A 25,383-nucleotide genomic window follows, 5' to 3' on the forward strand; every position below is an offset into this window, starting at 1 on the left:
ATGATTGAAGCAGCAGTCAAACGCGGCATCATCGTTGCGGTTATTGTACTTATCAGTTGTATTTTAGGCTTAGTTGCCGCTTTCAAAATTCCGGTACAAATGATCCCTGACTTGGAAGTGCGAACGATCACAGTACAAACTGGCTGGTCAGGAGCGACCCCGCAAGATGTTGAAAAAGAAATACTGATAGAGCAAGAGCGTTATTTGCGCAGCCTGCCTAATCTAAAACGGATGCTGTCGTATGCGGAAATGGGCGAAGCGACCATTGAGCTTGAATTTCCTTTTGGCGTCGATGTTAACGACGCCCTTATTCGGGTCAACAATGCTCTTAGCCAAGTGCCCGCTTATCCTGAAAACGTCGACCAACCGCGCCTGTTTTCAAGCTCGTTCTCTAGCAATGCTTTTATGTATTTTAGTTTACGGCCTATTGCTGGCAATCCAATGGAACTCGATGTTGATTTACTGAGAGATTTCGCCGACGACTTTATCCGGCCACGAATGGAAAGCGTTGCCGGTGTCTCGGAAGTACGCGTTGGCGGTGGTGCCCAGCGTCAAATTCAAATAAAAGTTAATGCCGCTCGTTTAGCTCAGCGTGGCATCAGTTTAACTCAGGTCAGAAGCGCGATAAGAGCGCGTAATAGCGATGCGTCTGCCGGAGATATTGAAAGCGGCAAGAGCCGTTACCTGATGCGTGTTGTTGGTCGTTTTGAGCAACTCGACGAACTTGAAAACTTAATTATTGAACGCCAAGGCCAAGCAAATATTCGCTTAAAAGACGTTGCCAGCGTTGAGCTTGACCACTTTGAAACCCGCGGCGAATCCTATTACAACGGTCAGCGCAGTTTAAGCTTATCGGTACGTCGCGAAAGCGGCTCTAACGTGTTGGCGATTAAAGAGCAACTGCTGCCAATTGTCGCTGATATCAACCAGCAGTTATTAGCACAAAACGGGCTTGAATTAACCTTGAGTAGTGACGATGTGAAGTACGTTAAAAGCTCGTTGGAAAACGTGTGGACCAACTTAGCCATTGGCGCACTGCTCGCCACCTTAGTTATGTTTTACTTTTTGCGTTCTGGCCGCGCGACCTTAATTGGTGTTATTGGTATTCCAATTTGTACCATTTTTGCCTTCCTCGCCTTGATGGCGTTTGGCCGTACTATCAATGTAATATCACTTGCTGGCGTCGCCTTTGCCATAGGCATGACAGTCGATAACACCATAGTTGTGCTTGAGGCGATAATGCAGGCCAGACAAAAAGGCTTAAGCAAAATTCAAGCGGCGATTAGCGGAGTTAAAGAAGTGTGGCCGGCAGTATTGGCCTCTACCACCACAACTGTGTTGGTATTCGCACCCATCTTATTTGTTGTTCAAGAAGCGGGACAACTGTACTCAGATATCGCCATCGCCATTTCAGGGGCAATCATTGCATCAATGTTGGTGGCCATTTTAGTGATTCCGGCAGCGCTTGCCCACTTTGGTAAAAAGTCTGCGGTCGCTCAAAGTAAGCACTTTCAACTCTCGCAACGTTGGTTAAAACTATCGTCGTTTTTCACCCAAAGTCAGCAACGCGCAAGAATGTACACCGCAGCCTTTGTTATTGGTATTTTGGGACTGGCTTATTACCTGATGCCAGCAGCCGAATACTTGCCCGAAGGTGAAGAACCAAAAGCGTTTTCTATGATGATTGCGCCGCCAAACTACAACCTGTCAGAGATGAAAAAAATAGGTGTCGAACTTCGTGAATACTTTGGCGATTACATCAACGCAGATTCGGCGAGCTTTGACAGCGGACAAGACAATATGCCGCCGCTGGCATATTACTCGATGTCGGTATCGGTTGGCCGCATTTGGTTTTTAAGTGCGCCAGTTGATCCAGCAAACATCAATGCCATGATGACCGCCATTACCGACAAGTTTAAAAGCTATCCTGAAATGCGTGCGTTTTCGGCGCGTGGCTCTATTATCTCGAGCAACGATGGCGGTACCCGTGCGGTCGCAGTTGATATCGCCGGTAGCGATATTGTTGAGTTATACAAGGCTGCCGAAGCGGTCTATCAAGGCGCTAATCAACTATTCGACAACCCACAAATAAATTCGGATCCGCGCTCACTGACGCTTAATCAGCCGCTAATTCAAATAAAACCTCGCTGGGAGCGTTTAGCTGAACTCAATATGAGCAGTAACGAATTCAACTACGCCATTGCCGCAATGAGCGACGGCGCTTATGTTGACGAGTTTATTTTAAACGACGATAAAATCGATATTTTCTTATTTAGCGATGCCGGTAACCAACAAACTTTGGGGCAACTGGCAGACTCGCCAATGTTAACCAGTAACAATCAGATACTGCCGCTCAATGCACTTGCAGACTTAGTTGAAAGTAAAAACAGCGACAGTATTCGTCGAGTGGATAGCAATCGCACCGTGACTGTTTATATTATTCCGCCCCGAGATCTCGCGCTAGAAACCGCAGAAACTATGGTAAGGCAACAATTATTACCTCAACTTTGGCAACAAGGCCAAATTGCCCAAGGGATAAAAGTGAGTATTAGTGGCGCCGCTGACCAACTCGAGGCAACGAAAGAAGCGTTATCGAGTAATTTTGTCATCGCGCTAGCGCTGATTTATTTGATATTAGTCGCGATATTCAGCCACTGGCGTTATCCACTATTTATTCTCGCGACAGTACCGCTGGGCATGGCGGGCGGTTTACTCGGTTTAGTCTTAGTCAATGGTATTAACGCTGGTCTTAACAGCATTGGTATTGCCAGTTTTCATCAACCATTCGATATGATTACCATGCTCGGCTTTTTAATTTTACTCGGTACTGTGGTTAATAACCCAATACTGATTGTTGATCAAACTAGGCGCAGCTTACTTGAAGCCGATATGACGGTAAAAGACGCCATAGAGCAAGCACTGCAAAAGCGCTTAAAACCCATATTAATGTCAACTGCGACCACTATTTTTGGCTTAGCTCCTTTGGTACTTATTCCCGGAGAAGGTACTGAACTTTATCGCGGGGTTGGTATTATCGTATTAAGCGGTATATTGGTTTCAACGCTGCTGAGCTTAACGTTCTTACCTGCGTTATTAATGGCTTTGTTGTCACCGACAAGTAAACTTTCGCAACAATAAGTACACAAAATAAGGTACTAAGTTAATGCCTAGCCGCTGTCACTTAGTACCAATTAGCAATATTCTTTTCACTGTAATTAGGTGGTAGTATTGGCCGCTCACGCTAATTATTTCTCGGATTAGGAACTCGTGGCAGATAAAATCAGGATAGATTTAGGTAACGAACGTTCCCGCGATGGCGTTCTTATTGCCTTGAGCGCAATGCTAGCGCTAGCAGCACTAGCGATGGCAATTAATAACATTTTACTTGGCTACCAAAACATCAATACCGTTATTATTGCCGAATTTCTTACTTCTGGCATTTTCGCTTATGTCGCCTACAAAACAGTTAAACGACAAAAAAAACCTTGGTTTGCTGTTCTAATCAGTTACGCCTACGGTGGTCTAATTAGTTTGGCCCTATATACCTTTCCCGCGGGTAGCACCGTTATTCAATGGTGGTATGCCTTTCCAGTTCTGAGCTTGTTTCTACTCAGTAGATTACACGGCACCGCTGTGTCCATTGTTATGTTAGCGGTAGCAACATCTTTGAGTATTGATAACAATATTACCGTTTTTGACCGCGCTTGGAATGCTGGTTTACCCAATTTAATACTGCCTTACTTAATTATACTTGGGCTTGCCAGTGTTTACGAGAAGGTGAGAGTACAAAACGAAAGACAATTAACCGAATTTGCCCTAACGGATCCACTAACCAAGTGCTACAACCGACTGGCACTTAAATCTAGCTTTTCTCACTTTCAAAGCTTAGATACTCAATACAGTATCTTGTTATTGGATATTGATAACTTTAAATCAATCAACGACACCTATGGCCATGAAGGCGGTGATCATATTCTGATAAAGATCAGCCAACTATTTAGCAAATTCTTTCCTCACAAGAATATATTTAGGATTGGTGGTGAAGAATTCCTACTAATTATCGAAGGTGAGAAAACGGAGAGTGTTGAAAAAGCACAGACGCTTCGCAAAAATATAGCGGACTGTAATTTCTCTTATCAAGGCAAGAGTATTCACATTACCATTAGTGCCGGCTTAGTGTCTGGTATCAAAAATCAATCGTTATCAAACTTGTTATTGTCTGCAGATAAACTGCTCTATCAGGGCAAAGCACAAGGTAAGAACTGTATTATCCAATAGTCTAGTCAAGTATCATTCAAGCTTAACAGCCATAACTAATACAGAGCGCTGTAAAAAGGCTGATAGTAAGCTCAGCACTCAATATCAGCCTTATCCCGTCAAACTTTTTATTTAGTTACCTACTTATCTGTGCCCGTAAAAGCTCGTGTCTTTAGTCAAACTAATATCGTTTTGCTCTAGCGCATTAATGTGGATCCTAATCGGCATCACCGACTGCTCCATCACGCCATCAGGTGCTGTTATCGTCACCGGCAGCGTTAGCATTTCACGTGCTTTAACCGTCACTGGCTGTTCAACGTTAAGTTCAAGGTCTTTCAAACCAGTCACCGATAAACGATATACTCGGTCCTGTTGCGACTTATTGGTTATGTTCAAAGTATAAGTGTTTTCAATATCACCTTGAAAATTCTCACGATAAAGCGCATTTCTATCGCGTAATACTGATAATTCTAGCGGCACTCTAGTTGCTAAAAATACGACCATTGCAGAAACAAAAGCGATTGATAGTGCACCATAGCCCAGAATTTTAGGTCTCAATAAATGCTCTTTTTTACCTTTTAGCGCATTTTCACTGGTGTAGCTAATTAGGTCGGGCTGATAACCAAATTTTTCCATGGTTTGGTTACAAGCATCCGCACACGCTCCACAGTTAATGCACTCATACTGTAAGCCATTGCGAATATCGATACCAACCGGGCAAACTTCAACACACAAATTACAATCAACACAATCACCTAGGTTTAATGCTTTAGGGTCAGCATTACGCTTACGACGACCGCGATTTTCACCGCGAGCCTTATCATAAGCAACTAACAAGGTATTTTTGTCAAACATCGCCGATTGAAAGCGCGAGTATGGGCACATGTAAATACACATTTTTTCTCGTAGGAAGCCGGCATTGCCATAAGTACACAAGGTAAATAAACCAATCCAAAACCACACTAAACCACTCCAAGTAAAGCTTGCTAAGCCAGCATATAGCTCGGTAACCGGTATAAAGTAGCTCATAAAAGTCAGCGAAGTAAGAAAGGCAATCGTTAACCAAGCACCGTGTTTAAGGGCTTTTTTCTTGAGCTTGTCGAATGACCAAGGTTGTTGATCGAGTTTGATCCGCTGGTTGCGTGTACCTTCAAACTTTTCTTCAAACCAAATATAGATAAATGACCAAACCGTTTGCGGACACATATAACCGCACCAGACTCGACCAAGCCAAGTGGTAAAGAAGAATAGTAAAAAAGCTCCAACGATAAACAGCCATGCCAAGATAGGAAAATCTTGCGGGAATAGAGTGACGCTAAAAAAGGTAAACTGCTGATTGGCAATGTCGAGCAAAATAGCTTGCTCTCCCTGATACCTAAACCACGGAATAACAACGAATAATGCCATCAAAATCCAACCTACGTTGGCTCGAATTTTTTGGAATTTGCCCTTTTGCTTTCGGACATAAATACCGTTATCGTCTTTATAGGGTTTAATAATCAGGTTTTCAGCTTCAATATCGAATTTCATAGGTTACTTCCAAGCGGAGAAAATCAGATGACAACACTTGCACGAGGACATCTACAGACACTCGCGCAATAGCAAGCTGTATACCAACAACAAACCAAGCAGTAACATATTGAATAATAAGAGTTATATTGGAAAGGCAAGGATATAAGCAGGAATAAAAAAGCACGATATATCGCGACTACGTGATATATCGTGCCTTTTTATCGTAATAAATTATTAAAGTAGAGCCGTTAACGCTATACCGGACGCTCAATATTGAGCTTCTTCATTTTCGATCGCAAAGTACTGTCTGGTAAACCCAATAATTTTGCCGCACCTTGCACGCCACCAATACGCCAGCGGCATTGCTTTAATACACTGATAATATGGTGTTTTTCTGCTTCAGCCAAAAGCGTAATAGCACTCGCTCTATTGCCGCTCGACTGCTTGGCTAAGCTCTGTTTTATATCAAGCACAGCGCCTTTGGCCAAAATCACTTCTCGCTCTAGTATATTTTGCAGCTCTCGAATATTGCCCGGCCACTGATATTGACTAAGTTTGACTAAACTCTTGTTGTTAATTGCCTGAATATTTTTACCGAGCTTTTGGTTGAGCTTGTTGATAATCACCTCAGCAATTAATGGCAAATCTTCTATTCGGTCCCTTAATGCCGGCGCTTTAATTGGAAACACGTTCAAACGGTAATACAAGTCCATGCGAAATTCGCCACGCTCTACCATGGCAGCTAAGTCTTTGTTGGTTGCAGTGATCAGACGAATATTGACCTTAATCGTCTTACTCCCTCCAACTCGCTCAAACTCTTGCTCCTGAATAACCCGCAACAACTTACTTTGTGCCGATAGAGAAAGCTCACCTATTTCATCTAAGAATAAGGTGCCATTATTCGCTAACTCAAAGCGCCCTTTGCGAGTTTCGGTTGCCCCAGTAAATGCGCCTTTTTCGTGACCAAAAAGCTCTGACTCCAACAAGTTCGCCGAAAATGCAGCACAGTTGACTCGTACCATGGTTGATTGCTGACGCAAACTTCGGTTGTGAATATTGCGGGCGATCAGCTCTTTACCGGTGCCATTTTCGCCTAAAATAAGCACGGTACTGTCGGTCTTGGCGACTAAATCGAGTTGTTCCAACATTTGCTGGAATACTAAACTTTTACCAACCAACCCTGTTTCTAGCCATTCTTGCTGAATTTCGCTTTGCAAATAGGTGTTTTCTGCTTGTAATTGCTGAGTCAATTGTTGGTTATCGGCGAGTGCGGTTCGAAGTGCCGATTCAGTCTGCCTTTGCGAGCTGACATCGCGAAATATCGCGACTGCACCAATTAATTCATCCTCACGATATACCGGAGCAGTTGTGTACTCAACCGGAAAGCTAGAGCCATCTTTGCGCCAAAATACTTCATCGTTGACTTTTCTTACTTTGCCATCTTTTAGAGTTGCATAAATTTTGCAGTCACAGGCAGGATAAGGCGTACCATCAGCATGGCTGTGATGATGATATTGATGAATATTCTGTCCGAGCAATTCGTCGTTTTGCCAGCCAGTCATTTGTTCTGCGGCTGGGTTAATAAAAACAGCATTTCCTTGCAAATCAAAGCCATAAATCCCTTCACCTACTGCGTTTAACAGCAAATAGGGATCAGCCAAAAAGCGTTCAACAATACTCATTTTCATCAACCTCAGCTAAAGCACGATATATCGCGCCCTAAGTTATCACATGTACCAACCTATTGCATTAGCCCCGATAGACATAATAGGCAAAGACCTATTTATCTTGTCGACCAGTCTACATATCTTGATTTAACTGGATTTCGACAGATTTTTGATATTGATCATGTTATCGCCAAAAACATCGTAAATAACAATAATTATCGTTTGCGATCTGATTAATTTTTATTTAATCTATTACAGTTCGATAATAACCACACAAATTAAATGGGATTAACCATGAAACTAAGTAAAATTGCTTTAGCAAGCTTAATGGCGCTTTCACTAGCTGCATGTGACGGTGACGACGGCGCAACAGGCCCAGCAGGTGCTGCAGGTCCAGCTGGCGCAGCAGGCCCGGCAGGTACAAACGGCACGAATGGTGTTAGCAACCTCGTTACTCGTGACGACGTTGTAAAAACTAATGCTAACATTGCTTACGCTGCCTACAGTGATTCACTGATCACTGCTCGCGAAATGCACCAAGTGTTAGAAACGTTTGTTAACAACCCGACTACCGACAACATGAAAGCTGCTCGCGAAGCATGGTTAGCTGCTCGTGAACCATACGGTCAAACTGAAGTTTACCGTTTCCGCGCAGGCCCAATCGACGCGCTACAAGACAATGGCACTATTGGTCAAGACGGTGACGGCCCAGAAGGTCGCATCAACGCATGGCCATTAGCTGAATCAATTATCGATTACGTAGCGACTGAAGTTGACGGCGTTGCAACTGCTGATGCTGGTACTATCGCAGGCGGTATTATTTTCAACAATACCGTTGCACCAACCATCAACAAAGCGACCATCGAAAGCTTCTTTGAAAACCAAGGTGATGAAGCCAATGTTACAACGGGCTACCACGCAATTGAATTTTTACTATGGGGCCAAGATTTAAACGCTGATTTAAGCGGTAACGGTCCTCGTGACATGAGTGGCGGTCAACGTCCAGTATCTGATTACTTCAGAAGTGCTGCTGATGGCAACGCAACTGACGGTCTAATTTGTACAGCGGGTCGCGCTACTGCAGCACAAGCTGTTGACGGTGATGCATTCGGCAGCTGTAAGCGTCGCGGCGAATACTTGTTAGCCGCTTCAGAGTTGTTGGTCGATGACCTACAACGCGTTGTTAACGCATGGCAGCCAGGTGTTTCTGGTAACCACTATGCAAGCTTCGTTGCTGGTGGCGATGTTTCATTGAGAAAAATGCTAGACGGCATGGGCAGTTTGAGCTTAGGTGAACTAGCTGGCGAGCGCATGAGAATTGCGTTGCGCGATAACTCACAAGAAGATGAGCACTCGTGTTTTGCCGATAACACGCACCGCGATATTTTCTTAAATGCCAAGGGTGTTCAAAACACATTCATCGGTAGCTACACCCGTGTTAACGGTGAAATCGTTAACGGTGCATCACTACAAGATTACTTGGTGGTACAAAACCAACCAGCACTTGCTAACACCTTACGTGCAGCACTTGAAGACACTATGGTAAAAGCGTCAGTTATCTCTGACAAAGCACTTGGCGGTATGCCGTTCGACAACTTGATTCAAACATCTAACACTGAAGGTAACGCAGCAGTTAACGCTGTAATTGCTAGCTTAGAAACGCAAACTGAATCAATTGAAAATGTTGTCAGTGAACTTGGCTTACCAGCCATTGACGCATGTGAAGGCACCGAAACTGGTGTTGGTAACTGCCCACAATAATGTGGCTTAGTTGATGACATAAATTGATGAAATAAATTCATCAAATCAATGTTTCACAAAAACCATCAAATAGGGCGACGCAGCCCTATTTGATTTTTTTGCTTTAAGTACCGCCCAATTTTGCGCTCGCTAAAAGCTTCATCAACAATATTTTGATCGATGGTTACCAAAGGTTGAACTGACCACGATCACCGACAAGCTTGGGGTAAGCTATGTTCCACTCATTCAACGGCAAATTAAAAACACTTGCAACAATTAGCACGTTAACGCTAGTTGTCAGCTGTGGCGGCGGAGGTGACGGCTCAACACCAGCGCCAACACCGACACCAACGCCTTCTCCGACACCTGCACCGGCTCCGACGCCAACACCTCCTCCAGCGCCAACCACCGACCACAGTGGCCTACCACCACTGACAGCGACGGAAATTGTCGATGGCGAGCACTTATCAGGTGGTGATGCAACCACGGTAATAACCAATGATGAGGCATTTGGGCAAATGCCGAACTCGGTTCGCGACAACTTCAGACAAAGAGCAAATTTTGCTGCTGGTAATTTTGTTTTTCGCCGTCAGCACGACAACAGTGGACCACTGCTCAACGCTGGCTCTTGCCAAGGTTGTCACTTGAAAGACGGTCGAGGTTTAGTGCCGCGCGACGAAAACGATCCTATGCTGAGCATGTTCTTGCGTATTAGCGACACTCAAGGCACGCACGATCCTATTTACGGCAACCAGTTACAAACCTTTGCTATTCAGTCGTTTACCACTAACGATAGAAATTCTGGCTTACCTGTCGCAGGTGGTTCAATTAACGGCACCGAGTTATTTGGTGAAGCCTATGCCTTTATTCGCTATGAAGAGGTCAGTGGCCAATACGACGATGGCACCAATTACACCTTGCGCAAACCAACCTATGTCGTCAGAGATTTGTCTTACGGCGATTTCGCGCCTAACACAATTTTTTCACCGCGGGTTTCACCTAGTGTCTTTGGTTCAGGCTTACTAGAAGCCATCCCTGAAGACAATATCAAAGCACTTGCCGATGAAAACGATAGCAATAACGATGGCATTTCAGGCCGCTATGTCACCATTACCAATCGAGTTAATGGTCAGAGCGAAGTTGCTCGCTTTGGTCACAAGTTAATTACCTCTGCAGTACTGCATCAATCGGCAGGTGCATACCGCGGCGATATGGGCATTACCAACCAATTTTTCCCAGAGGAGCCTTGTACCTCAAGGCAGCAAGCGTGTAACTTAGCGGCAGAACGAGAAGATGCCAATGGCGATCAAGTCGACATCGACGATGTCCGTTTAGCCGAAGTCGAATTTTATGTTCGTACCTTAGCGGTGCCTGTGCGCCGCGGCTACGACGCCAGCAGCGACAGCTGGGATACTGACATCAGCGCCGGTCGCCAGTTGTTTTTTGAAACCGGCTGTGTTGGTTGTCACACGCCTCGTCATGTTACCGGTGAAGCGCAAGGCAGTGTTTTAGGCGAACTCGGTCTTTCTGGCTTAAGTCCAAATGCAGCGCCAATTGAGGTGTTGTCTAATCAAACCATTTATCCGTATTCAGACTTGTTGCTTCACGATATGGGCGGTAGCTGCCAAGTCACCCGCGAACTCAACGATGGCACCAATTGCCAAGCTGGCGACGATTGCTTTTACGTTCAACGCTGTGAGGGCTTAGCCGACGGCCGACCGGAAGGGCAAGCCTCTGGCACTGAATGGCGAACACCGCCATTGTGGGGCTTGGGACTAGTAAAAACGGTAAATGACGAAGCCACTTTCTTGCACGATGGCCGTGCCCGTACTATCGAAGAAGCCATTCTTTGGCACGCCGGCGAAGCAAGCAATGCGCAACGTGCGTTTAAAGCCCTCAGTCAAAATGAGCGGACACAGTTGCTCGCCTTTTTAAATTCACTTTAGAGGTCAAACAAAAAAGTGAATTTACAACTAACGAGAAAACAACGAGCGAACAAAAGCAAAGCCCTAGCATCAGTAGGTGCTTTGCTGACGTTTTTCTTGGCAATTACTTGGTTATCAGGATGCGACCAAGCTCAACAAAACAGCGCACCAAAGTTTGATCCAAGTGAGCTTGCTCCCGGTGGCCAAGCGACGATAAAAAACTTTAATTATCGCAGCTTTATTCAACCCGGCGCCCATCTAAAAGGTTTAGATCGCGTAGACTTTTGGGCTGGCTTTACCTTTTTTGAAATGCCCTGGGTCGCGGCACCAGCTTCGACCACGGTACGGGACGGTTTAGGGCCTTTGTTCAACACCCATTCTTGTCTTTCCTGTCACAGTAAAGGCAGCCGTGGTAAGTTTTTTGCCGAAGGTGTTGGTGAGCAATCGGGCCTATTGATAAGACTGGGACCAAAACATTCAACCGCCCCTGAGGTTGATCCCGTTTACGGCGGTCAAGTGCAAGTACGCACCATAGATGCCGTAAAAAAATACCTCACAGACGATTTAAAGCCAGAAGCAAAGATTGATTTAGCGTTTGAATATATCGAAGGTCGCTACGCGGACGGCGAAGCTTATCAACTGCGCAAACCAATCATTAAACTCACGGAACTAGGCTATGGTGAATTAGCTGATGGCATTGGCTTATCACCTCGTTTTGGTCCCAATATTTTTGGCATGGGCTTGCTCGATTCGATTAGTGATCAAGACTTGTTAAACCAAGAAGAGATTAATGACACTGATGGTGACGGCATCAGTGCCAAATACAATCGCGTGCCAGATGTGGTCACCGGTAAACAGGCCATTGGCCGCTACGGCTTTAAAGCCAAGCACCCTACCCTTGTTCAGCAAGTCACCGCTGCCTTTACCCATGACATTGGTATTGTTAACCCTCTGTTTCCCAATGAGGTTTGCACTCAAGCGCAAACTGCTTGTCAACAAGCGAGCAAATTAACCAACCCAAAAGGTGAGCACGAAATTGCGCAGCGACTAGTGCAAGATGTGATGATGTTTAGCCAACACATTGGTGTGCCGCCTGCGCGAGATTTGCAATCAGAACAAGCGCAGCAGGGTCGCGAGCTATTTTACCAATTGAACTGCCAAAGTTGTCACACACCAAGTTACACCACCGCCGCTAATGCCAAGGTTGAAAGCCTAGCCAACATTAAAATTTGGCCGTATACCGACCTCGCACTGCACGATATGGGACCGGGTTTAGCAGACAATGTCTTGGAATATGACGCCGACGGTCAAGAGTGGCGCACGCCGCCACTTTGGGGAATCGGTTTACAACAGCGGGTTCAAGGACAACAACTTTATTTACACGATGGACGCGCGCGCACTATCAGCGAAGCGATCTTGTGGCATGGTGGCGAAGCAGCAGCTAGCAAACAAGCCTTTAGCCAATTAAACCAATCAGAGCGCCAAGCATTACTCAAGTTTTTGCAGGCGATATAGAGGTCATGATGAACAAAAAAACATTATCAACTCAACATAAAACATTTACCAAGCAGGCAGCTACGAGTTCATTGGTTGCTCTTGCCTTAACAATTGCCGGTTGCGGTGGCGGTGGCGGCGGAAGTACTCCTGCGCCAACACCAACCCCAACACCAACGCCTAGCCCGGCACCTGCGCCAGCGCCAGCTCCGACGCCAACACCGACGCCTTTAACGCAAGATCAAGCATTTGAACAATACCTGACCGCATTAACAACACGCGTGATCGTACCTGGCTACGAGAATTTTCAAAGCCGAGCGCAAGCGTTGATGAATACCACTACCACGGAATGTCAAAATGCAGGTAGCACCAGTGATGCTAACGACTTTGGCACGATTCAAACCAGTTGGCGCGAAGCAAGCCAAGCTTGGCAAGCTGTTGCTTGGTTAGGCCAAGGCCCCGCGGGCGAGAACAGTAATCGCTTTAAAATTCAATCGTGGCCAGATGAGCGCGGTAACGTCGCTCGCGGTGTTGCCGCGCTTGAAGCAAACCCAGAAACGGTAACGGCTACTATCGTCGCCAACACTATTGCCAGTGCCCAAGGCCTTACTGCTATGGAGTTAATTCTTTATCGCGCACAAACAACACCTGTAGATGCCGTTGCCAAAGCAAAAGAGTGTGAAGTATTAACAGCTATTGCCACTAACATTCACAATCTAAGTGTTAGCTTTAGCAGTGCATGGCAAGCCAACGACGGTATTCGACAACAACTTGTCAGCGGCAGTGGTCAGTACACCAGTCGCAAAGACTCGGTTGAAGAACTCGTCAGCAACTGGCTCGAATATTTCGAAGTCGTGAAAGACGACAAATTAATCGATGGCATTACCAATACCGCACGCGCTGAAAATGCGTTAAGCGATCAAACAACCTTTAACGTGCGCACGAATATCGATAGTTTTATCAAAGTATTCAATGCTGACAGTGACTTTGGTTTAGACGATGTTTTGATTCGTGCCCATGAACAAAACAGCATTGCCACCCAAATCAACGACAGTTTTGCGACAGTAACAACAGCTGGTAATGCCTTACAAGATAGCTTCCAAGCCGAAGCGGGCTCAGTGCAAGGTCAAGCGCGCATCAGGGCGTTATCTGATGCCATGGATGTCAGTCGAGACCTAGTGCGCACCAACATGGTACAAGCGCTTGATTTGAACTTAGGTTTTAATGGTAACGACGGCGACTAGGCAGTGAATACTAAGGCAATAAATACTATGTCGACGAAAATTACGCCTCAATCCCATGACCTAGGTATTAGAGAAAACCTAAGCCATCGAGAAAGCCTCAGCCGTCGCAGCTTTTGTCAGCTGCTGACGGCTGGCGCCGCAACTAGCCTACTAATGGGCTGTGAGCAAGGCGCTAAACTGCCAAATAATCAAATAGCCAAGGCCGAAAGGCCTTTAGTACAGGCCAGCGGCCCATTATTTGTCAGTGGTTTAAAAGATACCAATGTTGCTGAACAGCCTTACTTTCTCGGCGTTTTTAATCAAAGCGGCGAAATTATCAGTCGCGCTCAACTGCCCAGTCGAGGTCATCAAGTGATTGATGTCCCCAATAAACCTAACAAGGTCTTGGCGTTTGCCCGCAGACCAGACAACTGGTTGTTAGAAGTAGATGCTTTAAGCGGTGAAATAAGCCAGCAGTTTACCACTAAGTCGAATCACCATTTGTTTGGTCACGGCTGTTTTAACCGCAGTGGTCAATACTTGTTTACCACGGAAAATGCCTACCCGGCGAATATTCCCACCAAGGCAGAGCACGGTAAGATTGTCGTGCGCGATAGTAGTAACTATCAGATTGTCGCGGAATATGACTCTGGTGGTATTGGCCCACACCAGTGTGAGCTAATGCCCGACGGTAAAACCTTGGTGATTGCCAATGGCGGTATTTATACTCACCCGGCTAAGCCTCGCGAAAAACTCAACCTTGCGACCATGGCGCCCAATTTGAGTTATATGGATATTGCCAGTGGCAAAATTATTGGCCGCTACCAACCTCAGCACTTTCAATCTAGCCTTCGTCATTTGGCGGTTTCGAAAACTGGGCAAGTGATTGTTGGTATTCAGCAGCAAAATAAAGCCGGCTTAATGGTACCGTTAATTGTCTCGCATCGCGGTGAAGATCAATTGATGCCAATGCAAGGCGATGAAAACCTTTGGCGTGAATTTAATCATTACACCGCCAGCGTTTGTATTAACGATGATGCCACGATAGCGGCAGTTAGCTCGCCAAGGGGAAATATTACGTCGTATTGGCAGCTGTCGGATTTGTCGTTACTGGCTAAACACAAGTATCGCGATGGCGCTGGTGTCAGCTTCTATCAAGACGCTTTTGTATTAACCAATGGTCATGGCCGCATTGTTGGCAGCCAACCAGCGCTGACTCAAACACAAGCGCGCGTCAAACGCGATACCTGGAGTCAGCACCTAAATATTCAATGGGACAATCACGTTGCTAAAGTCAGTTAGCTAACCAGTACAGTGACTCGTTATAGAGTCACTGTAATTTTTTTACCCAACGACATCGCTAGATTGTTGTCGTAATAAGCCGCTTCATTAATAAAGTGAGGATAGGCCTCATAATCGCCCTGCCAGCATATTTCTTCGCCACTAAATAGCGTAAAAATAGGATCGCCCGGGTTCAGCGGTTTAAAATCTTGGTCTTGGACATTTTTGTGCACCATGCCAATGCGTTCACCCTTTTCATCCATTGGCAAGGTCAAGGTTTCAACATAAGTGTACGCTTGATATTCAGCAGGCAGCTCAGGCAAGTTATCAGCATTAAAGGCATCGACAAAGTCTAAAATATGCCCTGTCATGTCCTCCATCCAATCGAGAATATCTTGTCGAATCACCGACTGTGGCTGGGGGCCAATTTCAACAATAACCCCCTGCTCAGCTATCGAGGCCAAAAAGTAATGCTCAGCCATGCTTACTTGATCTTCGTAAACCACAACGGCATCTGGCATTTTTGCCAAGACATAAGCACCTAACTTTTTGTTAAAGTCGTCTGATTTTAGCAAAATCAAACTCGGTCCCATATTGCTAGTGGTGTTGTGTAAATCGATAATAAAGTCAGTTTTGGCATCGCCTTTAGGACCGAGCTGATGGTTAATCGCTTTTGCTCGAGACTGTTCATAGTTGGCTAACTCAACATCTGTCAATTGTGCCTCGGTAAATTGGCGATTTAAGTCGCAGTCGAGGTAGCGTTTATTCGCTTCAAACGCTTGCGGGTTAGCAAAAACAGTTTCAGTGGCAAAACTTGCCCGCTCAACTAGCTCAGGATTTTCCTGCCACTTTCTCAGTAAATAAATACCGCTGAATTCGTTGCCATGGGTGCCACCGACAACGGCAACTCGATTGATTTTTTCCATTTTTTACCTTTACAAATATCGATGATATTTATCTGTGCGCGTGCGCTGATAATCTTTTTTGATACTACTTTAATAGCGGATTAGTGAATCAATGCCCAGCGTTTTGTTAGATCGTTTATCTACCCCAATAAGAGATTGGGCATAATAACCTATTTAGGTAAATTAAACAGTTGGGCACGACCAAGCGCCAAACTTTGCCAAAGGCTATCCACTTGTTTTTTGTGGTCTTGATAAAAATGCCGACTAAAAGCAAGGTGGCCGTATGTTTCGAGCAAAAACTCTTTGCTAGCCTCGACTTTATCGGCCAGCTTTAAGCGTTGTAGCGCCGCCTGTCCGATTTCAGAGTCGACCACATAAGCGTCGAGCCGACCTAACGCCACCATTTTTAGGCCACTTTCTAAGGTATAATCATACGGCGCCAACAAACCTTGACGCTTTAAGGTGTCATAGCTGACATAGTGGTTGGGGGAGCTAATACCGTATTTCCCTTGCTGCCGATACTCTTCCAGTGAGAAAACACTACCCTTTTCAACAAAAAATGGATAATGGAAACGCCACAAATAGGCCGGCGGCTTTGACAGTTCTGCTCCTTGGGGAAACGCCATCAACTTCGCTCGCGCCGGTGTGTAGTTGACGGCCATTGCAGCATCAACTTTACCATCTGCGATTTCCGAAAGGCAACGTCCCCACGATTGCCGTTTCAAAACGACATTAAAGCCAATCCGTTGGGCACTCCAACGCAGCAATTCAACCACATTGCCATCAGCCCGTTTACGCTCATCTTTGTCTAAATAAGGAATATAGAGCTGGTCTTCAACACAAACCATCAAGTTGACAGCCGCTGCAGGTCGTGCGATTGCAGCTACCAAGCTTATAACAATAAAGCTCAACTTAAGATTAAACATTATTCAAGGCCGTGTTTTGATTTTATTTGTTGAAAACGACCATCCTGTCGAAACTCTGATAGTTTCTTATTATAGCGCTCAACCAGAGCAGATGAGCGATGATTTTTTCCACAAAACAAAACATATTGCTGTTCAGTGTGTAAAACTTGAGGCATTGCCTCAACGTGTGATTTGAACGGGGCAAACTCTGGGGTTAATAACAAACTGCGTGCGTAATCGCGATCTACTGTAATCAGATCAACACGACCTCTGGCCAACATACGAAAATTCTGGGCATCGTTCGCAACTTGATAAAGCTCGACACCAGACTCAGCCAAACCATCAACCAAAACATACCCTCTGACCATACCAACGGTAAGACCTTGTTCAGCGAGTGTGGCAAAGCTATCAAAGTGAATATCGCTTTTTTTATTACGGTAAAACACCATTTGATTAGCGATCAACGGCAGGGAAAAATACCCCAACTGTTCGCGCTCGACAGTATGCCAAATACCAATAATACCGTCGATTTTTTCATTCCGGCACCAGTTAATCGCTCGAGCCCATGGCATAAAAATAGTCGAACTTTCAAAGCCAGCTTGTGCTAGCACCTGATTAGAAAGGTCAACCAAAGCACCATAATTTTTCAACAATGGCCCTGAAAATGGCGGATAATCAACGCTCACCAACGTCAACTTTTCAGCTGAGCTAAATATCGGTACAACTAACAACAGGAAGCCTATTAAGCCTCGTTTACATCTCTTCAACTTAATAATCAGCTTATCATTACCGCAAGTATTGACGATTATTTTACCTCAACATCACCAAGTAGGGATAGATGATGCGGATCATTTATTGATAAGCCTCAATAAATGATCTAAGTGAAAAACAATGACGTAAGTTTCATTGAATCATCTTTATCCACTTTATCATTGAGTACTATGCAGTTAGCCGTTTTTCCATTACCGATTTTTTTACTCCCAGGCGGTGTCACCCGTTTGCGCATTTTTGAGCAACGCTATTTGCGCATGGTCAAAGAAGCTGCCGGTGATAAAGGTTTTGCCTTAACCGCGTTTTACGACGACCTGCCAAACAATGTTTCAGACTGGGCAACATGGGTGAAAATTGTCAACTTCGAAACCTTGCCTGAAGGCTTATTAGCTATCGATGTAAAAGCAGAAAAAATGTTATCAATAAGCGATGTTACCGTCGAGCCAGACGGTCTGCGACAAGGTACTGCAAAGGTTATCGAACATTGGCAACAACAAGCTCACAGTAAAGATACTAAACAGCTAGCAACGTCGTTGGCCAACGTCTATCAAGATTACCCTGAGCTTGCCGAGCTTTATCCGCAGCCTCAATTTGATAATGCCACTTGGGTTTGTCAGCGATGGTTAGAGATAGTACCGCTAGCAAATAAAGACAAATCATTGTTTGTCCAAGAAAAAAGTTATCAGCAAGCCTTTCAATTTTTGCGTACACTAGTATTAGCGAAAAAATAACTGATCGATTTAGCTTGTTGTATCGTTTATTCAGTATCTAGGCAAAAATGTGGATCTGTCTAATGAATAAAGAGATACAAATACACGACACCGGGCAAGGTACTGCTAATAAGCTATCTGGGTTGACGTCAACACTACAGGTAAAGGATCCTGAATCAGTGACACCAGAAAAACGCATAGCGTCAAAAAGCATGTCTAACGAAAATACCGCAGACAAACAAACTGCTTCGGTAGATCAAGGCACAGGCGATCCCGATAGCAAGCAACTCGCCGCTTGGCTGATAGCGGTTGCCAACCAGCGCGACAAGCAAGCATTTGCCAAACTATTCACTTGGTTCGCCCCTAAAATTCAACGGGTATCTCAACGCAAATTTAACAACGAAAATTTATCGGTAGAAATCGTTCAAGAAACCATGACCAATGTTTGGCGTAAGGCACATCTGTATTATCCAGAGAAAGGTGCAGCGACTACGTGGATTTATACCATCATGCGTAACGTTAGTTTCGATTTACTGCGCAAAATGAAGTCACAACAAAACGAAATACTGAGCGATGACATCTGGCCAATGGCAGAACAAGCCAACGACGACGAACATGAGTTTCGCGACCACTTGCTCGACCAACAGATGCTTAATCTGGTTGAGAAACTGCCGGACGCACAAAAAGAAGTACTGCGAGCAGTTTATTTCCAAGAGCTGACCCAAGAGCAACTAGCTAAACAGTTAAATATTCCTTTGGGTACGGTTAAATCAAGGTTGCGCTTAGCGCTGACTAAACTTAAACAACAAATGGCGAACACCGATGAAAATAGCGATACCAAGAAATCAGCGCGAGGAGAAAAACATGATTAAGCATCATCCAAGCGAAGAGTGGTTAACTAAATTTGTTAGCGGTGATTTACCTGCGTCAATCAGCTCAGCGATAGCAATACACGCAGAGATGTGCCCCGTATGCCAAGCGCAAATTGAGCTCTTAACAGAAAAAGCTGCAACTGCATTAGAAATTTCAGAAGCCCCATTAGTAGCGTCAAACCAGAGCAATGACGAAGTTACTGCTGACTTTTCTTTATATGGCTTAGATATTGACGATATGATTGCAGACATCACCAGTGATATCAGCATTGAGCCTGCAACGGCAAGCGCCAATTTAACGTTAGAAGTTAAGGGTAATAGCTATCCATTACCAAGAGCGCTCAACGCTATCGATATGGGCAGTTTTTCTGGTTTAGGTAAGATATCTAGAGCAAAATTGCAATTGAATGAAGGTGAAATTCACACCCACTTATTGCACATGGAGGCCGGGGGTAAAGTACCAGTGCACACCCACAAAGGTTACGAGTTAACCTTGCTGTTGGCGGGCACCTTTAGCGACGATATGGGTGAATACTCACCAGGTGATTTTATTTTGCTCGACGGTCAACACCAACATCAACCGTATAGTAAAGACGGTTGCTTGTGCTTAACAGTCGTTAATGATGCCTTGCACTTCACTCAGGGTATTAGCAAGTTACTCAACCCTATTGGTCAATACATCTATTAGATGCACGCAGTAATTAAAGGAGTTTATCATGGCTATTAATCGCCAAAAAATTACCTTAGGTATTAGCGCTTGCTTGATGGGTCAAGAAGTGCGCTTTGACCGCAGTCATAAAAAATCTAATTTTTGTGTCAACGAGCTTGGCAAGCATGTCCAATATAAAAGCTACTGTCCTGAAGTGGCGATTGGTTTGCCCGTACCACGAGCAACAATTAGACAAACTCGTATTGGCGATAACGACAGTAACATCATTAAAGTTAGTCGTCCTGACGGTTCAGGCGATGTCACTGACGCGCTCACTGAGTATGGCCAAAATGTTGCCACTAAAATTGATGATTTAAGTGGCTTTATTTTTACCGCAAAAAGTCCGAGCTGTGGTATGGAACGCGTAAAGGTGTATTACCAACACGGCAAAGGTGCATCAAGCGATGGCGTGGGCTTGTTCGCAAAAGAAATTATGGCGGCTAACCCACTGTTGCCATGTGAAGAGAGCGGTCGCCTTAACGATCCATTAATCAAAGAGAACTTCGTTTTGCGGGTATATGCTTATCACCAATGGCAATGCTTAGTTGATAGTGGCTTAAGCAAACACAAACTGTTTGATTTTCACAGCCAATATAAATACCTGATTATGAGTCACTCAAATCAAGCTTATCGCGAGCTGGGTAGACTATTAGGTGATGGTTTGAAAGAAGCAGATGCCGACATCGCAAACGTTGCTGGTGCCTACATTGCCGGCTTTATGAATGCACTTAAGAAAAAGGCCAGTCGTAAGAGTCACGCCAACACTTTACAGCACCTACAAGGCTATTTTAGTAAACAGTTAACTAAGATAGAAAAGCAAGAATTGACTGAGCAGATTGATGAGTATCGCAAAGGTCTTATTCCGTTAATTGTGCCGCTAACGTTAATCAAGCACTACTTGCTGGAGTTTCCAAAGCCTTATTTGGCGAGCCAAAAGTACTTAGAACCATATCCTGCAGAGCTTAAGTTGAGATACGGTTACTAGTGGTATTTTGAAGTTACTAGAATAAAACATAACGTAGAAAAATTTTAAGCGGCAGTTTTTCTGCCGCTTTTGTTTTTGCCAAAGCCATTACTTGAACGAACAACTTTAGAACAAACGACTAATGAATAATCACTCTCTACTATGGTTTCGTCGTGACATCAGACTGGACGACAATCCAGCCTTTAACCACTACCTTCAGGCTATAGAAACAGCGCCACAAACGCACAATTACGCGATTTTCGTAGCAACACCAGAACAGTGGCGAAAACACAATGTTGCAGGCATTCAGATTGATTTAGTTCAACGCCACCTGCAATGGCTAAAACAGCAACTCAAGCACTATCAAATAACGCTGAAAATTATTGAAGCAACTAATTTTCACAGCCAAGTAGCAATGCTTAGTGAGTTTTGCCAGCAACATCACATTAGCCAAGTATTTGCCAATGGCGAGCCCGAAATCAATGAATTGGCTCGAGACCAAGCCGCTCACCAACAGTTAGCCACTCACGGCTGCCAAATGACCGTCTTTGAAGCCGACGTTATTGTCGATAAAGGCAGTGTGCTTAACAAGCAAGGTGAGATGTTCAAAGTATTCACTCCATTTAAAAAAGCTTGGCTCAATCAGATAAAACAGTACGGGCTTAACCCGTTTCCAAGCTATGAAAGAAGTCCTACCGACAGCGATAACCAAGAAGCCCCTCTTGAGCAACAAAATGCCGATAGCTGTCAAGCATTCAACTGGAACTACCCAATAACCGATTCAAGTAAGTGGCCACTGATAGACGATGTTAAGCAGCAAGTATTACCCTTATTTTTCCGTTATAAACTTGCTGAGTACCACAACAACCGAGATATTCCCGGCATCAAAGGGACGTCGGGGTTATCTCCCTACTTTGCTATCGGCGCGTTAAGTGCCCGACAAGTGTGTCACCAGTTATTGCAGCAATGCCCAGAATTGCTCGACAATGACAAACTCCCCCAGTTTAGCTGGCTTAATGAACTGATTTGGCGAGATTTCTATCGTCACTTGCTGTTTCACTACCCCAACCTTTGCAAGCACCAAAACTTTAATCAAAAGTTTGATGCTCTGCCTTGGCCTAACGATCAACAGCGCTTTGACGCTTGGTGTCAGGGCAAAACCGGCTACCCGATTGTCGACGCGGCAATGCGCCAATTAACCACGACTGGTTGGATGCACAATCGACTGAGGATGATCGTTGCCAGTTTCCTCACCAAACACTTATTGATTGATTGGCGCTTGGGAGAAAAATTTTTTAATCAACACTTAATTGATGGTGACTTTGCCGCCAATAATGGCGGTTGGCAGTGGTCGGCTGGTACCGGGTGTGACGCTCAACCTTATTTCCGTATTTTTAACCCAATTAGCCAAAGTGAGAAATTTGATCCTGAAGGCAAATTTATCCGTAAATATTTACCACAACTTGCTAAGCTACCTAACAAGGAAATTCATTTCCCACACAAGTACTTAGCTCAAGTAAAACAAACTGATTATTGGCCAGCTATCGTCGACCACAAAAGCGCCAGACTAGCCGCCCTAGATTTTTACAAAGTGTAGCCTTATGAATACAAGTGCGTCCAACAACATAAATACGAGCTCAGATAGTGCGTCAGAAAAGACCAATGCCACCGTAACTGTTGGTCTGGACGAGCTATCTCTCGATCAAAAACTAGATATTTTAAACCAAGGTGACGGTGTTGAAATCAGTAAGTTGAATCAGCGGCCTGCTTTGCCAACTTGGTTGCAAAACTTTATTGATACATACCAAACACTAGCGACGGACAACCTAGCGCTGATTAAAAATATTTATCATCCCGAGGTGGTATTTCAAGACCCGCTTCATCACGTTGTCGGTTTAGATGCCTTGTCGGATTACTTCGACGGCCTGTACACCAATGTTTTAAGCTGTAAATTTGTCGTTACCGACTACTTTTATCAAGAACAAAACGCCGCCATTTATTGGCAAATGAGCTTTCGCCATAACAAACTTAACGGTGGTAAAACCATTGAAGTAACCGGTCATTCAAAGCTAAAAGCAGAAGATGGTAAAGTCATTTATCACCGAGATTATCTCGACGCTGGTGCAATGTTGTATGAGCATGTACCACTACTTGGCAGCTTGGTAAAAGTAATAAAAGCTAGGGCATCACAATGAGTACAGTCAGCGCCAGCTCAAAGCCTTGTGTGATGATTACCGGTGCTTCTTCAGGTATCGGTAAAGCACTTGCCCTACACTACGCCGCAAACAATTATCAGGTTATTGCTTGTGGCCGAAATCAAGACAGATTAGCTGAGCTTGAAAATAAAAGCGCAAACATCACCACCGCAAGCTTTGACGTTACCGACAAACAAGCCCTGTACGAACATGCGGACAACTGTCAGACCACGCCTGACATCATTATTCTCAACGCCGGTGACTGTGAATATATCGATGATGCCAGGCACTTTGACGGTGACCTGTTTGAACGAGTTATTCAGATAAATTTAATTGCCATTGGTCATTTAATCGCAACTTGGCTGCCAAAACTCAAACCCGGCAGTCAATTGGTCTTAGTTGGTTCTAGCGTCACCCTACTACCACTTTCAAGAGCAGAAGCTTATGGTGCCTCAAAAGCCGCGCTTGCTTATTTGGCGCAAACTTTAAGTATTGATTTATATGACAAAAGCATAGATATTAGTTTAGTATCACCGGGCTTTGTCAAAACGCCACTCACTGATAAAAACGATTTTCCGATGCCTTTTTTATTAACACCGGAACAAGCAGCACAGAGAATTGCGGCGGGAGTAAGCAAGCGCCAATTTAATATTGTATTTCCCAAAAGGCTGACCTGGTTATTGCGTTTATTTAATGCCTTACCGTTTAGCTGGTGGCGAAAAATAAGCCAAAAATTAAGACAAGAACCTCAACACTCAAAATCAACGATCTCCAATTAACCGCTCGCACCCAGTATTTCACGAAGGACTTTATCGATGGCGCTAACAACTCCAGACCAAACAAAAGCAATAAAAGCAACAACAGCAGCCAAGAAAAAAATAGCCGTTATTGGCTCAGGTATCGCCGGGCTGACTAGCGCTTATTTGTTAAGTCAAAAGCACGATGTCACCGTGTTTGAAAAAAACGATTACATTGGCGGCCATACCGCAACGGTTGATGTCGAAGTCAACGGCCAGCAACAAGCAATTGATACGGGTTTTATCGTTTTTAACAACAAAACCTACCCGAACTTTCTCGAGTTATTAAAGCAAATAGGTGTCGACAAACAGGCGACAGAAATGAGCTTTAGCGTCACTAATCAAACCTCAGGCTTAGAGTACAACGGGCATAACCTCAACACACTATTTGCTCAACGCCGAAACTTGTTCAACCCCAAATTTTGGCAATTGATCAATGAAATCTTGCGCTTCAACAAGCTCTGCAAGTTGCGTTATCAAACAAAAGACTTTACCGATGGCGCCACGCTGGGACAGTTTCTAGCCGAGCAGAACTTTTCTGAGTATTTTGCCAACCACTATATTTTACCGATGGGGGCTGCTATTTGGTCAACCAGCTTGCTGGAAATGAAAAACTTTGAATTGAAGTTTTTTATTCAATTTTTCCACAATCACGGTTTACTCAATATTCAAGATCGCCCTCAATGGTATGTTATTCCCGGTGGCTCGCGCAGTTATATTAAGCCTCTGACTAAGGGCTTTGCCGATAATATTCACTTAAATGCCGACATCACTCATATTAATCGCCATCACAACGCCGTGGTGATAAAATTTGCCGACGGAAGTGAGCAAACGTTTGATGACATTGTCTTAGCTTGTCACTCAGACCAAGCGCTCGCTTTGCTCGACGATGCTAGCCCAGATGAAATATCGATTTTAGGTGACATTCCATACGCCAATAACGATGTTGTGCTGCACACGGATACCAATTTATTGCCGAAGAAAAAAGCTGCTTGGGCGAGCTGGAATTATCAGCTCAGTGAAGATAGAGCAAGACCGGCAAGTGTCACTTACAACATGAATATTTTGCAGGGATTACAATTATCAAAGACTTTTTGTGTCACCCTAAACCAAAGCGACCAAATTGCCCCTGAAAAAATCTTGCGCAAGTTCAACTACGCTCATCCAGTGTTTAACGTAACCAGCCAAGCGGCGCAACTTCGTCGTTTAGAAATTTGCGGCCGCAATCGCACCCACTTTGCCGGTGCATATTGGTATAACGGCTTTCACGAAGACGGCGTGCGCAGTGCAGTAGACGTTGCTGAGCGCTTTGGTTGCTTCCTAACTACGCAACAAGCTGAGCAAGCGAGAGAAACATTGGCGCAAGTTAACCAGCAAACAGCGCACTTGAGTAACGCCTAATGGTCAATTATCCGCAAGCAAAATCATATTTAATCGCTAACGCATTATTCGCCGT

20 protein-coding genes are annotated in these 25,383 nt (G+C 44.7%); 15 read left to right on the top strand and 5 right to left on the bottom strand.

All coding sequences use genetic code 11. The features are described 5' to 3' along the window. Together J7384_RS12380 and J7384_RS19715 are read left to right on the top strand one after the other, a co-directional pair. Positions 1–3,138: an efflux RND transporter permease subunit gene (locus tag J7384_RS12380; protein WP_209114470.1), complete on the top strand. Its 3,138-nt coding sequence runs from the start codon at positions 1–3 to the stop codon at positions 3,136–3,138. A 129-nt stretch (positions 3,139–3,267) separates the two neighbouring features. Further along, positions 3,268–4,278: a GGDEF domain-containing protein gene (locus J7384_RS19715; RefSeq protein WP_209114472.1), complete on the top strand. Its 1,011-nt coding sequence runs from the start codon at positions 3,268–3,270 to the stop codon at positions 4,276–4,278. 123 nt (positions 4,279–4,401) lie between these two features. On the opposite strand, the gene ccoG is transcribed toward J7384_RS19715, so the two are convergent. Both ccoG and J7384_RS12395 read right to left on the bottom strand, forming a co-directional pair. Next, the gene (gene ccoG / locus J7384_RS12390) at positions 4,402–5,787 is read right to left on the bottom strand and encodes a cytochrome c oxidase accessory protein CcoG (protein ID WP_209114474.1); all 1,386 of its coding nucleotides are present in this window, start codon (positions 5,785–5,787) and stop codon (positions 4,402–4,404) included. Between the two features lie 236 nt (positions 5,788–6,023). After that, entirely contained in the window at positions 6,024–7,457 is a 1,434-nt protein-coding gene (locus J7384_RS12395; RefSeq protein WP_209114476.1) for a sigma 54-interacting transcriptional regulator, read from the bottom strand. Between the two features lie 273 nt (positions 7,458–7,730). Between J7384_RS12395 and J7384_RS12400 the strand changes: the two genes are divergently transcribed. From J7384_RS12400 to J7384_RS12420, 5 genes are all read left to right on the top strand, one after another. Beyond that, the gene (locus J7384_RS12400; protein ID WP_209114478.1) at positions 7,731–9,197 is read left to right on the top strand and encodes an imelysin family protein; all 1,467 of its coding nucleotides are present in this window, start codon (positions 7,731–7,733) and stop codon (positions 9,195–9,197) included. Between the two features lie 212 nt (positions 9,198–9,409). Next, on the top strand, positions 9,410–11,122 hold the full coding sequence (locus tag J7384_RS12405) for a di-heme oxidoredictase family protein (RefSeq protein WP_209114480.1): 1,713 nt from the start codon (positions 9,410–9,412) through the stop codon (positions 11,120–11,122). Positions 11,123–11,137: 15 nt separating this feature from the next. Continuing rightward, complete coding sequence (locus tag J7384_RS12410) at positions 11,138–12,616, top strand: di-heme oxidoredictase family protein (RefSeq protein ID WP_209114482.1); 1,479 nt, start codon at positions 11,138–11,140, stop codon at positions 12,614–12,616. Positions 12,617–12,621: 5 nt separating this feature from the next. Next, on the top strand, positions 12,622–13,839 hold the full coding sequence (locus tag J7384_RS12415) for an imelysin family protein (RefSeq protein ID WP_209114484.1): 1,218 nt from the start codon (positions 12,622–12,624) through the stop codon (positions 13,837–13,839). Positions 13,840–13,866: 27 nt separating this feature from the next. After that, entirely contained in the window at positions 13,867–15,120 is a 1,254-nt protein-coding gene (locus J7384_RS12420) for a DUF1513 domain-containing protein (RefSeq protein ID WP_209114486.1), read from the top strand. Between the two features lie 20 nt (positions 15,121–15,140). On the opposite strand, the gene J7384_RS12425 is transcribed toward J7384_RS12420, so the two are convergent. The 3 genes from J7384_RS12425 to J7384_RS12435 form a co-directional block, all read right to left on the bottom strand. Then, positions 15,141–16,025 (bottom strand): aspartoacylase, encoded by an 885-nt coding sequence (locus tag J7384_RS12425; RefSeq protein ID WP_209114488.1) that lies wholly within the window; start codon positions 16,023–16,025, stop codon positions 15,141–15,143. A 149-nt stretch (positions 16,026–16,174) separates the two neighbouring features. After that, positions 16,175–16,930 carry a transporter substrate-binding domain-containing protein gene (locus J7384_RS12430; protein ID WP_209114490.1) on the bottom strand — a complete coding sequence of 252 codons (756 nt, stop codon included), beginning with the start codon at positions 16,928–16,930 and terminating at the stop codon, positions 16,175–16,177. Beyond that, on the bottom strand, positions 16,930–17,595 hold the full coding sequence (locus tag J7384_RS12435; RefSeq protein ID WP_209114491.1) for a transporter substrate-binding domain-containing protein: 666 nt from the start codon (positions 17,593–17,595) through the stop codon (positions 16,930–16,932). Before J7384_RS12435 ends, J7384_RS12430 begins: the two co-directional genes overlap by 1 nt. Before the next feature lie 255 nt (positions 17,596–17,850). On the opposite strand from J7384_RS12435, the gene J7384_RS12440 reads away from it, so the two are divergent. The 8 genes from J7384_RS12440 (at position 17,851) to J7384_RS12475 (ending at position 25,328) form a co-directional block, all read left to right on the top strand. Next, positions 17,851–18,411 carry an LON peptidase substrate-binding domain-containing protein gene (locus tag J7384_RS12440; protein ID WP_209114493.1) on the top strand — a complete coding sequence of 187 codons (561 nt, stop codon included), beginning with the start codon at positions 17,851–17,853 and terminating at the stop codon, positions 18,409–18,411. 62 nt (positions 18,412–18,473) lie between these two features. Further along, the gene (locus tag J7384_RS12445) at positions 18,474–19,262 is read left to right on the top strand and encodes a sigma-70 family RNA polymerase sigma factor (protein WP_247741776.1); all 789 of its coding nucleotides are present in this window, start codon (positions 18,474–18,476) and stop codon (positions 19,260–19,262) included. Next, positions 19,255–19,950 (top strand): ChrR family anti-sigma-E factor, encoded by a 696-nt coding sequence (locus J7384_RS12450; RefSeq protein ID WP_209114496.1) that lies wholly within the window; start codon positions 19,255–19,257, stop codon positions 19,948–19,950. Before J7384_RS12445 ends, J7384_RS12450 begins: the two co-directional genes overlap by 8 nt. Before the next feature lie 28 nt (positions 19,951–19,978). Beyond that, complete coding sequence (locus J7384_RS12455; RefSeq protein ID WP_209114499.1) at positions 19,979–20,956, top strand: DUF523 and DUF1722 domain-containing protein; 978 nt, start codon at positions 19,979–19,981, stop codon at positions 20,954–20,956. A 121-nt stretch (positions 20,957–21,077) separates the two neighbouring features. Continuing rightward, positions 21,078–22,532 (top strand): deoxyribodipyrimidine photo-lyase, encoded by a 1,455-nt coding sequence (phrB, locus tag J7384_RS12460; protein WP_209114502.1) that lies wholly within the window; start codon positions 21,078–21,080, stop codon positions 22,530–22,532. Between the two features lie 4 nt (positions 22,533–22,536). Continuing rightward, the gene (locus J7384_RS12465) at positions 22,537–23,130 is read left to right on the top strand and encodes a nuclear transport factor 2 family protein (protein ID WP_209114505.1); all 594 of its coding nucleotides are present in this window, start codon (positions 22,537–22,539) and stop codon (positions 23,128–23,130) included. Continuing rightward, positions 23,127–23,909 (top strand): SDR family NAD(P)-dependent oxidoreductase, encoded by a 783-nt coding sequence (locus J7384_RS12470; protein WP_209114508.1) that lies wholly within the window; start codon positions 23,127–23,129, stop codon positions 23,907–23,909. The genes J7384_RS12465 and J7384_RS12470 overlap by 4 nt, the downstream gene beginning before the upstream one ends. Positions 23,910–23,945: 36 nt before the next feature. Beyond that, positions 23,946–25,328: an FAD-dependent oxidoreductase gene (locus J7384_RS12475; protein ID WP_209114511.1), complete on the top strand. Its 1,383-nt coding sequence runs from the start codon at positions 23,946–23,948 to the stop codon at positions 25,326–25,328. The last annotated feature ends 55 nt before the right edge of the window (positions 25,329–25,383 follow it).

The organism is Endozoicomonas sp. G2_1, assembly GCF_017744155.1.
In the GTDB taxonomy this organism is placed as follows: domain Bacteria; phylum Pseudomonadota; class Gammaproteobacteria; order Enterobacterales; family Alteromonadaceae; genus JAGHQT01.